The sequence below is a fragment of the Bradyrhizobium diazoefficiens USDA 110 genome (assembly GCF_000011365.1).
Classification (GTDB): Bacteria; Pseudomonadota; Alphaproteobacteria; order Rhizobiales; family Xanthobacteraceae; genus Bradyrhizobium; species Bradyrhizobium diazoefficiens.
Window position 1 is genome coordinate 1764457 of sequence record NC_004463.1, and the last position, 16425, is coordinate 1780881.

9 protein-coding genes and 3 pseudogenes are annotated in these 16425 nt (G+C 61.2%); 10 read left to right on the forward strand and 2 right to left on the reverse strand.

The genetic code is table 11. From position 1 onward, the window contains the following. Positions 1-367 precede the first annotated feature (367 nt). Positions 368-1497 (reverse strand): IS3-like element ISRj2 family transposase gene (locus BJA_RS08170; protein WP_109866565.1). Its coding sequence is split into 2 segments (ribosomal slippage): positions 368-1245 and positions 1245-1497, totalling 1131 coding nucleotides; the frame shifts between segments, so codons are not numbered across the junction. A 463-nt stretch (positions 1498-1960) separates the two neighbouring features. Here BJA_RS08170 and BJA_RS08175 point away from each other — a divergent pair. The 10 genes and pseudogenes from BJA_RS08175 (at position 1961) to BJA_RS08220 (ending at position 13620) form a co-directional block, all read left to right on the forward strand. Further along, on the forward strand, positions 1961-2797 hold the full coding sequence (locus BJA_RS08175) for a HAMP domain-containing protein (RefSeq protein WP_014498064.1): 837 nt from the start codon (positions 1961-1963) through the stop codon (positions 2795-2797). Beyond that, entirely contained in the window at positions 2781-3647 is an 867-nt protein-coding gene (locus BJA_RS08180; protein WP_011084426.1) for a PAS-domain containing protein, read from the forward strand. The genes BJA_RS08175 and BJA_RS08180 overlap by 17 nt, the downstream gene beginning before the upstream one ends. A 1070-nt stretch (positions 3648-4717) precedes the next feature. Continuing rightward, positions 4718-5680: pseudogene (locus BJA_RS08185) on the forward strand (ArdC family protein). A 105-nt stretch (positions 5681-5785) separates the two neighbouring features. Continuing rightward, a pseudogene (locus tag BJA_RS08190) lies at positions 5786-7900 on the forward strand (ParB/RepB/Spo0J family partition protein). 184 nt (positions 7901-8084) lie between these two features. Continuing rightward, a pseudogene (locus tag BJA_RS08195) lies at positions 8085-9362 on the forward strand (SAM-dependent methyltransferase); the annotation flags it as partial. Beyond that, positions 9317-10372 (forward strand): P-type conjugative transfer protein TrbL, encoded by a 1056-nt coding sequence (gene trbL, locus BJA_RS08200; RefSeq protein ID WP_082901075.1) that lies wholly within the window; start codon positions 9317-9319, stop codon positions 10370-10372. The pseudogene BJA_RS08195 and the gene trbL, both read left to right, overlap by 46 nt. Before the next feature lie 92 nt (positions 10373-10464). Beyond that, on the forward strand, positions 10465-11148 hold the full coding sequence (gene trbF, locus BJA_RS08205) for a conjugal transfer protein TrbF (RefSeq protein ID WP_011084433.1): 684 nt from the start codon (positions 10465-10467) through the stop codon (positions 11146-11148). After that, complete coding sequence (gene trbG, locus BJA_RS08210; protein WP_014498060.1) at positions 11145-12179, forward strand: P-type conjugative transfer protein TrbG; 1035 nt, start codon at positions 11145-11147, stop codon at positions 12177-12179. The genes trbF and trbG overlap by 4 nt, the downstream gene beginning before the upstream one ends. After that, positions 12176-13378 (forward strand): TrbI/VirB10 family protein, encoded by a 1203-nt coding sequence (locus tag BJA_RS08215; protein ID WP_011084435.1) that lies wholly within the window; start codon positions 12176-12178, stop codon positions 13376-13378. Before trbG ends, BJA_RS08215 begins: the two co-directional genes overlap by 4 nt. Positions 13379-13383: 5 nt before the next feature. Continuing rightward, on the forward strand, positions 13384-13620 hold the full coding sequence (locus tag BJA_RS08220) for a DUF2274 domain-containing protein (protein WP_011084436.1): 237 nt from the start codon (positions 13384-13386) through the stop codon (positions 13618-13620). A 112-nt stretch (positions 13621-13732) separates the two neighbouring features. Here the strand turns inward: BJA_RS08220 and BJA_RS08225 are convergent, their stop codons facing one another. Continuing rightward, positions 13733-13927, reverse strand: a complete 195-nt coding sequence (locus BJA_RS08225; RefSeq protein WP_162131539.1) for a hypothetical protein — start codon at positions 13925-13927, stop codon at positions 13733-13735. Between the last annotated feature and the right edge of the window lie 2498 nt (positions 13928-16425).

Genomic DNA, 16425 nt, shown 5'->3' on the forward strand with positions numbered 1-16425 from the left:
CCCCAGTTTGCCTTCGCCTTCACATTCGAAGGAACGAGCACACCGTCGACGCGAGGTGAAATTGCCTCCTGGTCGGAACTACCCGAGAGAGACAAGGTCGCGATTGGCGCCCTCAGTGCCGCGCAAAGAGCTCGCCGAGCGTTGCCTTGCGTCGACCAGGGAATCCTACGCGCTATTCATGCAAATCCTCGGAAAGAACGCGTTTTTCCAGCGTGATTGTCAGAGCTGGCCCCGGTTGTTTGGACAGCGCCCCGCTGGATTTAAGTGGATTCCTGCCGGGTTATGCTGAACGCGGGGCTTTACGATTTTGTCGTTGCGTCGGGAGGGCGTAGCCCGACCAGAGCGACGACAAAATCGTCGGCGACGGTCATGCGGCCATCACCATAGCTTGCGTGCCGAAGTAAGCCTCGTCGGGCGTGCGCCCGTCAAGGCTCGAGTGAGGGCGTCCCTGATTGTAGAAGGCCAGATACTTGGCAATTGACGCTCGCGCCTCGGACACGCTGTCGTAGGCGCGGAGATAAACTTCTTCGTATTTGACCGTGCGCCAGAGCCGCTCGACAAACACGTTGTCGCGCCAGGCGCCCTTGCCATCCATGCTGATGGCGATCTTCGCGTCCAGCAGCACATCGGTGAACTCGAGGCTGGTGAACTGGCTGCCCTGGTCCGTGTTGAAAATCGCGGGCCTGCCGTGCTTCGCCAACGCCTCCTGGACCGCTTCGACGCAGAAGGCCGCCTCCATTGTGATCGAGACGCGATGGGCCAGGACCCGTCGGCTGAACACATCGACGACCGCCGCGAGATAGACGAAGCCACGCCGCATCGGAATGTAGGTGATGTCCATTGCCCACGCATGGTCGGGCCGCTCGATCTTCAATCCGCGCAACAGGTACGGGTAGATCTTGTGACCCGGAGCCGGCTTGCTCGTGTTCGGGCGACGATAGACCGCCTCGATCCCCATGCGCTTCATCAGCGTCGCGATGTGGCGGCGACCGGCGTATACCCCCTCCCGCCGCAGCAACGATCGCAGCATACGCGCTCCCGCGAAGGGATAATCGAGATGCAGCTCATCGAGCCGACGCATCAAGGCAAGGTCCTCGGCCGAAACTGGCCGAGGTTCATAGTAGACCGTGCTGCGAGCCAGCTTCAGGACCTTCGCCTGGCGCACGATAGAAAGATCATGACCGCGGTCGATCATCGCTTTGCGCTCAGCAGGCCCGCCTTGGTGAGCGCGCCGGACAAAAAATCGTTTTCCAACGCCAGCTCGCCGATCTTGGCATGCAACGCCTTCAAATCGACCGGCGTCTCGGCCGATGTCTTGTCATGCCCAAACACGCCGGCGGCGCCTTCCAGGAGCTGGTTTTTCCAGATCGTGATCTGGTTCGGATGAACATCAAACAGTTGCGCCAGCTCCGCCAGTGTCTTGTCTCCTTTGACCGCAGCCAAAGCAACCTTCGCCTTGAATGCCGGAGAATGCGTCCGGCGGCTCTTCTTCGTCATCTTCGCTCCTGATTCGCAGCAAGAATCCTCGCCGCTGTCAGGCAGAAAATCCACTCAAGCTACTGTCCGAATTTGCGGGGCCAGCTCTGTCTGATAGTTCACCACCTTATCTCTCAGTCGTTGCCTGTCCCGCGCCATCGCGGCTGCTCTTTCAGGTGACGTCGCCCACTTGCGCGCCTCAGCAGGCCGGCCACTTGCAAGCGGACCAGCAGCCGTTATCGCGCGCCGTTGGAGTGCCTTGTGCGTTCAGGCCATCATCCCTGCCTACGCCGGCTGCCCTTAGACTTTGATCGCGGGGGCGACATATCAACCGGTGCAGCCGCAGCGCAGCCTCCTCAGACCGTTTCGCGAAGAGATGCTCTGGCGCGTGGGACCTTCGAAAGATAAACCGAGGCGAGGCCGTGAAGTCTCCGCTAGCCCTGCGGGACCAATTCTCTGCCATTCTAGACCGGATAGGTGCATCATGAACGCAGTGACGGTGGGCTTTGGGGCGCAGACCGCGACCACGACGCTGCAAAGGTTTGTCCGCTTTGTGCGCGGCTCCGGTAGCCTGAGCGTGGCCGACAAAGTCTATTCCATCGCCGGATTTTTGACGATCGTCACAATGTTTCTGTTGGTGATGTCGGTCCAATGCGTGCGCCTGCAGACGAACTATCGGCACATGCAGATCGATTCGGCGTCGGCTGCCGTCAATATCGGGCGCGTCAACGCCCTGATCTACGCGATCGTGATGGAGTCGCGCGGGATCTACATGTCCACCGAACCGGCGAAAGTAAAGCAATTCGCGGACGAGTTGGTCAAGTGCAGCGGCGAGCTCACGGCGGTGATGATGCGCTGGGGGCAGACTGTCCATCCCGACGATCTCGAGCAATTCGAGGCGTTCAAACAGCGAGTGATGCAGTTCATCGACTTTCGGCTGGAACTGGTGCGGCGGGGGCTCGAGATCAGTCCGGCCGCGGCTCGTGAATGGGACGATAACCAGGCCAATCGCACCGTGCGCAGCAAGCTCAATGCTGACCTCGAGGCACTGCAGCGATCCTACGATAAGCGAGCCCGCGAAGCCGACCAGCTTGCTGACGAGAACCGCTATGCGGCCTGGTACCTGTTCATGCTTGGACTCGCGGCGCTGGTCCTTGCCGCGATCAACGTCCTCGTCATGCGCGACTCCGTGGTCGGGCGGCTCTCCGATATCGCGCAAGCAACCGACCGGATCGCCGCAGGAGACATCAAGAGCGAGGTGCCGCATCTGATGCGGCACGACGAGATCGGGCATCTGGCCCAACATGCAGCACTTCCGTGATGCCATGCAAAAGATTCTAGAGCTGGAGCAGCTCGAGTTCAACACGGCGCAGCAACGCGACGCCGCTATAACCCAGCGCGACCAGTTCAACGACAAGTACCAGGCCAAGAAGTGGCAGTTATCGGCGGCGATCAACAGCATGCCGCAAGGCCTCATCATGCTTGACGGCAGGGCCAATGTCGTCGCGATGAACAATAACTATCGGCGGATCTACAATCTGCCAGAGACGATCAGGGCTGGCTCTACGCTGGAGAAAATCCTGCAGCATCGTATCAAGAGCGGGCTCTTCAGCGACGACATCGCGAAACATCTCGCGGCGATTGTCGATCGAATCGCCCGGCGCGAGCCGACCGCCTATGAGATCGCGCTAAATGACGGCCGCACCATCAATATCTACGAGCGTCCGATGGATGGCGGCGGGTGGGTGTCCGTGCATGAGGACGTCACCGACCTGCGACATGGCCAGCGGATGTTGGAGAGGACTGAGCGTCTGCTGGCCACCATTGTCGAGAACGTTCACGAAGGCATCATCGCCAAGGACGCGCGCACCTTGCGTTACCTCTTCGTCAACAAGGCGGCGGAGAAGATGATCGGCATGTCGCGGGCCGAAATCGTCGGCAGGACCGCGCGCGAATTGTTCTCCCCGGAGGCGGCCGACTTGATCGAACGGCGCGACCGGCAGTTGCTTGCCCAGAAGCAACAGTTCGAACCCATTGTCGATACTATCGACAGCCCCGTTCGCGGACGGCGTGTGATCTGTGCGCGACGGCTGCAGATTGGCGGCGCCGGAGAGCAGCCGCACACCTTCGTGACTATGGTCGAGATGGGAGCGGATCGCGAACGTCAATAGGGCGATCACACGTCGCCCCTCCTGAGTCGACCGCGCCGGAACTGGACTCGCGGGTACAGTGGGATGCTGCTACCCCGAGGAGGTATCCGGCGAAAAACGCCGGCATTGTATGCATCTGCGCAGGATTTTGTCTCTCCAGCGCTGCTCATTGCATCATTCGAGATCAAAACCTGGCTACAGTCGCCGATTAATCGGGCGACGCAACGCGATCGAGCGTATCGCTTCGCCACGAGGGCGCACAAAGAGCCGAGCTCGTGCGCCCGGTGCCCGAAAATGCAGCCACATTTAGCAGAAACGGTGCCGCTCTTTACGTGCGGGCACGATGTTGCCGCACGAGCGTCCGCCAAAGGAGGCGAAAATGCAGAATAGCTCTCATAGCTCCGAAAACCGAGGGTGCTGTGCGGTGTGTGGTGGAAGGTTCGGGCTGATCCGCCATTACTGGTGGCGAACGGCCCTTTGCTCCAGGAAATGCGTCGATCGCTTCAACGCCCGGCGGGAGGCAGACCAGAAGTGGCTGCGCCGGCTGTTGGCGGCTCCTGCAGAATGCGAGACAAGCCCGAACGGAGCGCATTGCGTGCCATGCACACAGCAACCAGTTGCTTAACTGCAGGAAGCTGCGGTGGACTTCCGAAATGAACGACTAAAGTCCATCAGCGATGCGAGAGTTGCAGGGGCTCCGGCTCATGCCTGCGTTTCTTCGGATAAACGATGCAGCCCTGCATTGTGTGGTTGAGCTGACCGAGCATCTCGCGCTAGGCTTTGGAGCTCCTCGCCGGGGGCACTCGGGAAAGGGGCTCGCCTGCGGCGATCGCTATCACTGCCCCGTTCCCGGGTGCCGCTATTGAACCGGTCTCGTCGCCGCACTCGGTCTCGCGTGCCGCCTTCGGCGTCGCTATGCTCACGCTCCTGCGGGTGCCATCTCTCGAAGGCGATGCGCCCCTGGCGCACGCCTGATCAGGCCTGCAGCCTGGCAGATTGCGAAGAGTCTGAGAGTAAGAGTGCAGGCTGGGTTTTCGTGACGGGTTAGAAGCTGCGAGAGAGGCTCGCGGCGCCCGTCGCGGAGAACCGCGATGTCAAATCCTACTGTTCGCGCGCGCGCCGGCCAGGACCGGGCGAACCTCTATAACGAAATTACCGACAAGATCATTGTCGAGCTTGAGGCCGGACGCGTCCCCTGGGTTCAGCCGTGGGGTACGGCCGCGGCGAAAGCGCCGTTGGCCATCCCGAAAAATGCTTCGACCGATCGGTCCTACAGCGGGATCAACGTCCTTCTGCTCTGGGGAAGCACGATCGAGCATGGTTACAGCGGTCAAAGCTGGCTCACGTTTCGGCAGGCGCTGTCGCTTGGAGGCTATGTGCGCAAGGGGGAGCGTGGCACCGCGGTGGTCTACGCCGACCGTTTCGTGCCGCGCGATGAGAAACAGCGCGCCGCCGAGACCGGCGACGAAGCGCAGGCCATTCCATTTCTCAAGCGATTTACCGTTTTCAACACGGACCAATGCGACGGACTCCCCGGCGAGATCGCGACCGCGGCTCCGCCACCGCCGCCAGGTCTGATCGAGCCTACCGTGGAAACTTTGATCAGGGCCACCGGGATCACATTTCGGATTGGTGGCGATCGCGCATTCTACGCGCCGGCCGAAGACTTCGTGCAGGTCCCGCCGCCGCAGGCCTATTTCGAGCCGATCAATTGGCACCGCACCGCGCTGCATGAACTCGGCCACGCGACCGGACATCGCTCGCGCCTCAACCGCGATCTTAGCGGATCCTATGGCACCAAGAAATATGCCTTCGAAGAACTGGTCGCCGAGTTGAGCTCCGCGTTCAGCTGCGCGTCGCTCGGGATCGTCCCGACCGTGCGCCATGCCGACTATATTGGCTCCTGGCTCGAAGTCCTGCGCGAAGACAATCGGGCTATCGTGCGTGCCGCCTGACAGGCGAGCAAGGCCGCGGACTATTTGCTCGGCTTCATTCCCGAGCCCATTGAGCACGCGTCGCTGGATTCGGCTGTTGCCGATCACGAGACGGCTTGATGCTTGGCCTCCTGTCGCCGCGCAAGAGTGAGAGGAGGGGGCGCTATTCGCGACGGGTTGGAAGCCGAGAGAGAGTCTCACGGCCGCCCGTCGTGGAGAGCCAAAATGACGAAAGCCGTACAAAAGATCACGCTGTCGCCTTCAAGGGACATCCCCTTCAACAAGCTCGTGCTCAGCCAATCGAACGTTCGCCGCGTCAAGGCCGGCGTTTCGATCGAGCAGCTAGCCGAGAGCATCGCGCAGCGTACGCTTCTGCAAAGTCTAAGTGTCCGGGCCGTCGTTGATCCTGATGGCAACGAGACCGGCATGTTCGAGGTACCAGCGGGAGGCAGGCGCTATCGCGCTCTCGAGCTCCTGGTGAAACAAAAGCGGATGTCGAGGACGCAGGCGGTGCCGTGCGTCGTTCGCGAAGGGGGCCTTGCCGAGGACGATTCGATGGCGGAGAACGATGAGCGGGTCGGCCTGCATCCGCTTGATCAGTTTCGGGCCTTCCAGACGCTCCGCGATCTCGGCATGAGCGAGGAAGACATTGCCGCGCGCCATTTCGTGAACCCTGCGATCGTCAAGCAGCGCCTGCGCCTGGCGTCGGTCTCGCCGAAGTTGCATGACGTCTATGCCGAAGACGGCATGACGCTCGAGCAGCTCATGGCGTTCTCAGTTACTGCGGATCACGCCCGCCAGGAGCAAGTCTGGGAGAACCTCAGCCGTTCCGGTTATGACGAGCCATACCAGATCCGCCGCATGCTCACCGAGAACACAGTGCGCGGGTCCGATCGCCGGGCGCAATTCGTGGGCCTCGACGCCTATCAGCAGGCGGGTGGCGGCGTTCTGCGGGATCTGTTCGAGCACGACGACGGCGGTTGGCTTCAGGATATCGTGTTGCTCGACCGCCTCGTGATCGAAAACTCAAAGCCGAAGCTGAGACGATTGCTGCCGAGGGCTGGAAGTGGATCTCAGTCGCCGTAGAGTTCTCCTACGGTCACACACAAGGCCTCCGGAAAATCGAAGGAAAATCTGTCGATCTCTCGCCTGGGGAGCGGGCCACCATCGATGCCCTGAACACCGAGCAAGCCAAGCTTGAAACCGAATACCAGGATGCCGACGAATTGCCCGAAGAAGTCGATCAGCGCCTCGGCGAAATCGAGTCGGCGCTGGCGGCGTTCGAGAACCGGCCGATGCTTTACGATCCGGCGGAGATCGCCCGGGCTGGTGTCTTCATCAGCATCGATTCCGAAGGACGGCTCTGCGTGTATCGTGGTTACGTCCGGCCTGAGGACGAAGTGCCGGCAACCGATCCTGATATCGCGCAGGCCGCCGATCCGTCGTCGAACGAAGGGAAGGAGCCCAGCACTTCAGTCCAGCGCACGGTCATCGCAGTCGCGGGTAGTGCGCCTGATGCCGAAGAAGAAGATGACGACGCGGCCAGGCCTCTGCCGGATCGGTTGATCACCGAGCTGACGGCGCATCGCACGTTGGCATTGCGCGACGCGCTGGCAGAAAATCCTGCGATCGCGTTCCAGCGGTGCTGCACAACTTCGTGCTGACGGCCTTTTACCGGTTCGCGTCATCCGGAAGCTGTCTAGAGATCGGCCTTCGCACGCCGAACTTTCCTGCCCAAGCTCCGGGGCTGAGGGAAAGCGCCTCCGCCAAGGCTGTCGAGGCGCGGCACGAGGCCTGGAAGGCGCGGTTGCCGAAGAGGGAGAACGATCTTTGGGATGCGCTAACGGCTCTCGATGGTGGTGCACAAGCATCGCTGTTCGCCCACTGTGCATCTTTTGCGGTCAATGCCGTCTATGAGCCGGCCAATCGCTACAATCAGGCTCGCGTCTCAGCACACGGCGTCCGCACGCGTCTCGACCGCGCTGATGTGCTGGCGCGGGCGGTCGGGCTAGACATGGTGCAGGCAGGGTGGAAGCCCTCCGTCGACAACTATCTCGGCCGGGTCACCAAGCCGCGCATTCTGGAGGCCGTACGGGAGGCTAAGGGCGAGTCGTCGGCTCAACTGATCGACCATCTTAAGAAGGCCGACATGGCCAAGGAGGCCGAGCGCCTTCTGGATGGCTCAGGCTGGTTGCCGGAGCCGCTGCGTCTCGTCGATCCCGATGCAGCGCCAGTGGGGCAGGAGGGCGAAGCGGGCCGGCTGCCCGAATTCCTCGCCGACGATGAGGATCAGGAAAACGCCAGCGACGATGATCCGCACAGCTCGACGCGGCTGAATGAAATTAAGGAGCGGGATGGCACGGCCGTCCCGCAGTAGCGCGGGGGACCGGCGTGCGGCGCCGGTCCCTATTTTTATGCCCGAGGTCTGAGAGGGAGAGCGGGCCGGGAAGGGTTTGAGCCGTCCAGGTCAGAGGAGAGCGCCTGGCGGTTCGACCCCTTCCTGCTCTCCGAAAGAATTCCTGCCATGACCGAATCTCTCGTCGGCGGCGCTGCCGCCGCGCCGCTTTCGTTGCGCGCCGCTGCAACTTTCACCTCCGCCGCCGTCAGGGCAGCGCGACAGCTCCTGACCGAGTTCGAACGCGGTAGGGGCATCGATGCCGCTGTTCTGCGTAGCGCCATGGAGGCTGCGTTCGGCGCCTCCGACGCGGCCGGCGCCTGGAACTGGAAGACCGCCTATGACGTCTGCGAGGCGGCAACCGTTCTGTTCCTTCGTAAGTTCGGACCGGCCATACGGGCCAGGGCTGGCTCGACGGCCGCCATGCTGCCGATGCTGGCGAAAGTCGCGAACCGTCTGCCGACCCACACGCGGCGTTCCGAGGACAGTCAGGCGCTTCAGCAATTCTCGACGCCGATCCCGCTTGGGCTGATTGCATGCACCGCAGCCGCCATTACATCCGCCGATCGCGTTCTGGAGCCTTCTGCCGGGACCGGTTTGCTCGCCATCTTTGCCGAGCTCGCCGGCGGCGACTTGGTGTTGAACGAGTTGGCCGAGAGCCGGGCGGGATTGCTCGAGCATCTATTCGCGGATGTTAACGTCACGCGGTTCGATGCTGCTCAGATCGATGACCACCTCGACGCGAGCGTTGTGCCGAGCGTCGTTCTGATGAACCCGCCGTTCTCCGCGGTGGCGAATGTCGATCGACGAATGGCGGACGCCGCCTTCCGGCACATCGCTTCGGCGCTCGCGCGTCTTCGCGATGGCGGACGCCTCGTCGCCATCGCTGGCGCGGGCCTTGCGCCGGATAACCCGGCGTGGCTAGAGGCCTTTGTTCGCCTCCAGGAGCGCGGACGGGTCGTGTTTTCTGCCGCGATCGACGGCGCCGTCTACGCCAAGCACGGCACTCAGACGGACACGAGGCTGCTCGTCATCGACAAGTTACCCGCTGCCGATCCGAAGGCATTTCCCACCTCGCAAGGCATGGCCGGCGATGTCCCCGCCTTGCTCGAGTGGGTCACCCAGCATGCGCCCCCGAGGTTGCCCGTCACTGCGCCGGTCGTAGCCGACGTCATTAGGCGCCCTGCAATCTCCCGATCGGCCGGCGCCATTGCACCCAGCCCCTCATCCACTTCGGGGAGCGCGCCAGAAGGTGTGGAGCTTGCGTACAAGATCGTCGAATGGTCGCCGCCGGAAAGCGCCCGCCTCACCGATGCGCTCTATGAGGAGTTCGGATTGCAGTCGATCCGTATTCCCGGATCGTGTGCACATCCGACCAAGCTCGTGCAGTCGGCGGCGATGGCTACCTCATCGGTAACTGGAACAGTCTGGCGCGCATCGTCTTCGAGAGCTTTGCCGGTCTTGGCCTGAAAGCATCAGGCGCAAGCCTCTCCGCATCGGATTTCCTGAGACCTGGAAAGATCGCTCAAGTCGGACTTGATGCCGGCCGACCGCTCCTCGATTCGATCTCCAACCTGATGGGCTACATCAGCTTTTTCGAAAATTTCGTCCAGATCGTGGTTCTTCTGTTCGCGTGGGTCGTGGTGCTGCTCGCCTTCTTCATTTTGGCGATCCAGCTCTTCGTCACCCTGATCGAGTTCAAGCTCACGACACTGGCCGGGTTCGTGCTCATTCCCTTTGGCTTGTTTGGCAAGACCACCTTCGCGGCGGAGCGCGTTCTGGGCAACGTCATATCTTCCGGCATTAAGATCCTGGTCCTGGCCGTCATCGTCGGCATCGGCTCCACCCTGTTCTCGCAGTTCACCGCAGGTTTCGGCGGTGCACAGCCAACCATCGAAAACGCGATGACGCTGGTGCTCGCGGCGCTTTCCTTGCTGGGCCTCGGTATCTTCGGTCCGGGTATCGCAAACGGCCTGGTGTCGGGCGGCCCCCAACTCGGCGCCGGCGCCACGATTGGAACAGGCCTTGCTGCTGGCGGCATTGTTGCGGCTGGCGCGGGACTTGCCGCTGGCGGTGCCGGTCTCGCTGGTGGTGCGATTGCTGGCGGCGCGCGCGGTGGCGGCGCTGTCATCAGCGGAGCAACAGCCGCCTATCGAAGCGGCGGCCTTGCCGGCGTCGCGGAGGCTGGCGCTTCGGCTGCGACGAGTCCTTTGCGTCGAGCAGCGGCCGCCTTCGGAGGTAGTCAAGCGGGCGAGCAGGGCGCGAGCGCACCGGCCGAAGGGCAGCCCGATTGGGCTCGCCGCATGAAGCGTGCTCAGACCATCCGGCATGGTGCCTCGGCCGCTGGCCACGCCGTCCGCTCGGGCGATCATGGTGGTAGCGGTTCCTCCGTCGATTTGTCCGAGGGAGAACGTTGAGACGCACCCCGCATCTCTGCCGCACACCAGCGCCTCAAACCCTTCCATCGCACGACTTGAAACCGATCACTCGATATCAGGGGCAACCATCGATGTTCAAACGGCCATCAGTTCACTACGGGCGCATGCCCGAGCCGATTACGCCTTATCAAAAGGCCGCGCAGGTTTGGGACGAACGCATTGGATCAGCGCGCGTGCAAGCCAAGAGCTGGCGCCTGATGGCTTTTGGCTGCCTGATGCTGTCAGCCGGTCTCGCAGGTGGCCTTGTCTGGCAATCGAGTCAGGGCTCGATCACGCCGTGGGTGGTCGAAGTCGATCATCTCGGTCAGGCTCAGCGGATTGCGCCGGCTAACATTGAATATCAGCCCACTGATGCGCAGATCGCTTATCATCTGGCACGCTTTATCGAGGATGTCAGAGGCCTACCGGCCGACGGGATCGTTCTGCGCCAAAACTGGCTGCGGGCCTATGATTTTACGACTGATCGCGGCGCCGCTGCGCTCAACGACTACGCGCGCAGCAACGACCCCTTTGCCAAGCTGGGTAAGGCGCAAATCTCTGTCGAGGTCTCGAGCGTCATTCGTGCGTCGTCGGAAAGCTTTCGGGTCGCATGGACCCAGCGCATCTACGACAATGGCGCCTTGAACTCGACCGAGCGCTGGACTGCAATTCTTACAATCGTGATCGAGACGCCGCGCGAAGCCGAGCGCCTACGCAAGAATCCTCTTGGCGTCTATGTCCGCGCCATCAACTGGTCAAAGGAGTTGGGTCAGTGACCAAGACGCCGTCTGACGTTCATTCGAAATGTTCCATTCAGCAAAACGGACTCAATTCGACTTGGCGCGGGTTCGTGAGCGCGAAGCGTGCACTTCTGTCCGCTCTTATGCTTTGCTCGTCCGTGCTCGGTGGGTGCGCGACATACATTCCGCCGGAGATCAGCTATGACACTGAAGTTCCTCCGCTGCCGGCGACGCCCGTGGCTCTCGACGACAGATTGCGACCGCTTCACGTTCCGCCGCTCTGGAAGCCGGCTCTCGGAGGCAAGTCGGCCGGGAAGGAAGAGGTCGAACCGGTGAGCCGGGTTGAGACGGCAAACAATGCGGCCAGGGTCGAACCGCGCAAGCGGGGGTATTTCAATGCGGCGCAAATCTACGCCTACAGTCCCGGGGCTCTCTATCAGATTTACGCCGCGCCGGGGCAGATCACAGATATCGCGCTCGAGGAGGGAGAACAGTTGACGGGATCAGGGCCGATCGCGGCCGGAGATACTGTACGCTGGGTCGTGGGCGATACCGAGAGCGGCAGCGGCGATACACGGCGCGTCCATGTCTTGGTCAAGCCGACCCGAGCTTCGATCGAAACCAACCTAGTGGTCAACACTGACCGGCGCACCTACCTGATCGAACTCCGATCCCGCGAACGGCCATACATGCCGTCTGTTGCCTGGTACTATCCTGAAACCGCACGGGAACGATGGCGTTCGGTCGCTCTGAAACCCGCTCTTCCGAACCCGGCGCAGCGCATCTCCCGCTATGCCATCGAAGGGGACAGTCCTCCCTGGCGACCGCTCGCCGCATATGACGATGGCCGCAAGGTCTATGTCGAATTCCCGCAAGGCATCGTGCAGGGCGAGATGCCTCCGCTCTTTGTCATCGGTCCAGACGGCAAGACCGAACTCGTCAACTATCGCGCTGACGGCAATGTATTGATCGTCGATCGGCTGTTTGCTGCCGCCGAACTGCGGCTTGGTGGTGAGCACCAGAAGAAGGTCAGGATTGTCAGAACCGGCGGGAGGCCGTCGTCATGAACTCTCGGAATGTAAACGAGCAAGCTATTCCGCCGGAGACACAAGTGGAGCCATCCGAGAGCTTCCGCTTGAGAGCAGAGCACACGCGCGTGACGCGGTTGTCGCGGAAGGTCTTGGCCGGCGGGAGCGCGGTTGCCCTGCTTGTCATCGGCGGAGCGGTGCTGTGGTCGCTGCAGAACAATCGCTCCCGCAATCAAGCGGCCGATGAGCTTTACAGTACCGACCACCACAATGTTGCCGACGGTATTACGACGCTGCCGAAGGACTATGCTGGCGTTCCGCGCCAGCCAATCCCGCAGCTTGGTCCGCCGCTTCCCGGCGACCTCGGTCGACCAATACTTGCTGCTCAAGGCCAGTCGCCGACGATCGGCACTGATCCAGACCAGCAGCGCCGGGATCAAGAGACTGAGGCAGCCCGCATCAGCCATTTGTTCGCTGCGACCAATGAAGGAGCGCGTCCGCCCACCGCTGCGGCGGTTGGAGGCGACCGCCTCGCATCACCAAGCGCAACGAGCACTGGCGAGGATAGATCTGCGCAAAACGGCCAGGACCGCAAGCTTGCCTTCGTGAATGCCTCCGTGGACCGTCGCATGGTAAGCCCTGACCGTGTCATCAGGCCCGCTTCACCATACATCGTGCAGGCCGGGACGGTGATTCCAGGGGCGCTGATCACCGGGATCCGATCGGACCTGCCAGGCCAAATTACCGCGCAGGTAACCGAGAATGTTTTTGACACGCCGACCGGTCGCTTTCTGCTCGTGCCTCAGGGAGCGCGTCTAATCGGCATCTACGACAGCCAGGTCACTTTCGGCCAGTCTCGCGTTCTGCTCGTCTGGACCCGGCTAATCATGCCGAATGGACGTTCTATAGTTCTCGAGCGGCAGCCTGGCGCTGACACCGCTGGCTATGCTGGCCTAGAAGACCAGGTGGACAATCACTGGGGCGAACTCTTCAAGGCTGCGGCACTATCGACGTTTCTCGCCGTCGGAACGGAACTGGGTGCCGGCTCGGACACTAACAGCAACGACAGCGCAATTATCCAGGCGTTGCGTCACGGCGCCTCGGACTCTCTAAACCAAACTGGACAGCAGGTAGTTCGGCGCGGTCTCAATATCCAGCCCACGCTGACGGTACGTCCTGGCTTCCCGATCCGCGTGATCGTGAATCGCGATCTGATCCTTCAGCCTTACGCGAGGTAGATGTTGTGTCGAAGTTGAAAATTGCTGCCGTTCCAGATGACAAACCGGTAAAGATCACTGCGGAGCTACCCGCAAGCGTACATCGCGATCTGCTTGCTTATGCGGATTTACTATCCGCCCAAAGTGGACAGATGGTTGACCCAGCGAAGCTTATCTCGCCCATGCTCTTCAAGTTCATGGCAACCGACCGCGGCTTCCTGAAGTCGCGGCGGCAGACTCGGCGGCTCGTAGAGAACGGATAGAGCTTCGCTAGATGACGTCATGGTCCCGGTCGCATCATCGTATGGCCAGTGTTGAAAAATGAGCTTCAGGCGACTGGCGGTAGTCGGGCCCTCTTCGTCGCGGCTCTATCATTCATGGCACAAAAACGGTCATATTCGTTGGATCAGATGAAAGACGAAACGCGTAGCTTAATCGCCAACGCCGCTGTAACAGCTCGGATCTTAGACTGGCCACCCGCAACAAGGTCTGGTACGGCGCATCGGCGCCGACGAAGTCGATAAGCGATTGGAGCGTCTCGCCGACATCCTCGTCGACTGCGTTGCCCACGGCGCCTCAGTCAGCTTTTTTGCCAGCGCTATCTCGACGACGTGCGTTGGCGTATTTGCGTAGCTTCGCAGCTCTTGGGCCGTCAGCGGGCAGCCGGCCGGGGCGACTTGCCGCTGAGCTAGGGCAACGGCTGTTCCTTCAGGTCGCCGTCGATCATGCGTTCGATGGTGGCTTCGTCGCAGCGCCGGTAATGTGGGTAGGCGCGCAGCATGTCGCTTCAGCGCGCCAGCGAACCGGCCGCGTACAAACCCGTGGCTTTCGATGCGGGTCACGGTGGTCTTGCCGCCCCGATAAGGCCCTTGAGGCCGATAACGATCATGGATAGAGGCTCCGATTGGGAGCCATACGGTCTCAATTGGTATAGATGCTTTCGAGCGTGTTTCGGTCGCACTTGGCGCCGCCCGATGACGAACGGACGAAGACATCAATTTCAGGCTCAAAAATAGCCGACCGGATTTTTTTCCTGAGCAGGCCCACCCCTGGGTTCCACGCCGATCCGAGAACAGAAAGTGCCTTTTGAAATTTTATATCTAGCAAAGTCGAGTGGTCGCGGGTCACCCGCGTAGGGGGGCCCGGAAGGACCCGCCGCTGCAAGAAGTTCGAGACCCGCGAAGGGGTAGAGATGCACTTCGTCGGACCGAGGGGGGACGCCATCTTTCCCAATGAAGACGCCATCGTGCACCTCAACTGCGGATCATGCTCGAACAGAACGAGGAATGCGCCGTCCAGCACGCCCGTTTCACGACGCTGGAAACAATCGCACCGTTCAGCGATGATCCAAGAGTCAGCCTTGCGGCTAACGCCCTCCGCTTGATCGGCGAGCTGCCCAAAGTCTTGTTGCCGTTCTTAACTCGGGCGGCTTCATGACGGCAGGACATCCCTGCTCGCCATCCGCGTTGTGACGAAATGCTGCGGCTGGCCAACGCTGTAGGGTGCGCTCGGTCTTTTTTCCTTGCGGCAGCTGAAACAGAAATATGGGGAGAAAGCGGCGCCCCTGGCGCCGCCTGATCGTTCTGGAGCACTAGGCACTGAACTCGCTTGGTCTTCAAGTTTGACCAACAGTTTCTCGATTAAGTGTGTATGACCACCAATGCTGGTAGGTCTCCCGAGGCCGCCTTGTCGCTAAAGTCCCGCTGTACCCTGAGGCGACGGGCCTCACGGGAAAGCCGGGTGGCTAGCCTTGTGCTCCCCGAGGCTGACTACTGTGCCAGCGGCGCTTGATAGGGACAGCGCCTTCCTTCCTCCATGGGAGGTGCCGAGTCATGTCGCTCCTGGCTCGCCGGCGAAGCGGATGCGGCAGAGATAGCGCATTTGTCCACCCTCCCCGGATGGATATGGGCGCCGAGCCGCATCCGCTGCTTTCCGTTCGCTTTGCGCCTCGCTGATGGGCCTGATGGAGCTTGGTAACGCATTTTGAGAAACGGGCACAATCGTCTTCAATACGACAAACCAACGTGGAGCTTGACCAACTGAACGCCACGGGCGTTTAGCGCGGAGCGGTTGCCGCTGATCGCAAGCGCGCCGAATGGCTATTGTCTGAGGCGTAAACGTCGTAATTGCTCTCAACTGCCAGCGGCCACATAGGCCGCCTTTCGTTGTAAATTGCTGCGCAGGTCTGTCAGCTTTCGGTAAGCCAGGCTCGATAAAGAATCGTTGGGTTTAACGGGAGCGTGGCAGGGACAGCGCATGAGCTGAAGGACCACCATGTGCTGAGTTACGCTTCCGTTAAGCTCATTGCAGTGCGGATGCGGCAGGGTTAGTGCCTCATGATGCCCCAGGCCGTCAGGCGCCGAACCGCGTTCGCACTGCTTCCAACTCACGAGTTAGTTCTCGTTTTTTGGCGGTTTCACTCGGTCCGCTGGCGATAAGCTCCCGATCAGCTTCTTGCCGCCGCTTGAAGCTGAGTTTGGAGCAGGTTAGCTGCAGGGACAGAGCGCTGCCCCTGTGTGTCCGCGGGGAGATAAGCGCCGAGCCAAGTTCTGCTAAGTTCAACTGGCGGGCGGGTAGGGACAGCGCCTGCTCCAGCGCAACCAAACGGCACCGGGTCGCGCCCGCACTGCTTCCGATCAATCATCAGCAATACTTTGGAAGGGAAGAAGACTGCGTGGCTGAATCCCCTCCACCCTTATCTTCGTGCCATTCTCTCCGCCAGGCGTGCCGACGAGCGACGCCGGCAGCGTCGCCCATTTTTCAACGAGGTACTCCTCATCGCGGTCTACGAGGGTCTCGGATAACTTTCCAGCGGCTTTCTATCGTGCTCCGCCTCGATTGACTCTGCCCACATACTTGCGTCGCTCATGTGCGATTGGCATGTTTTCTTGTTCATGCAACGTGCATGTGTCTGGTCGTGCTGGTGTCTCCAATTCAAGGCAAAAACTAGCTTAGAGAGTCGCCGACGAGGAGGGGAGCCACCGATTTTGGTAGGTGCCCCTTGGTACTTCTCGAAGATACAACTTTGTAGCCCTTTAGAATTGGAGCCTCTTGGGAGCAAAGGTGGC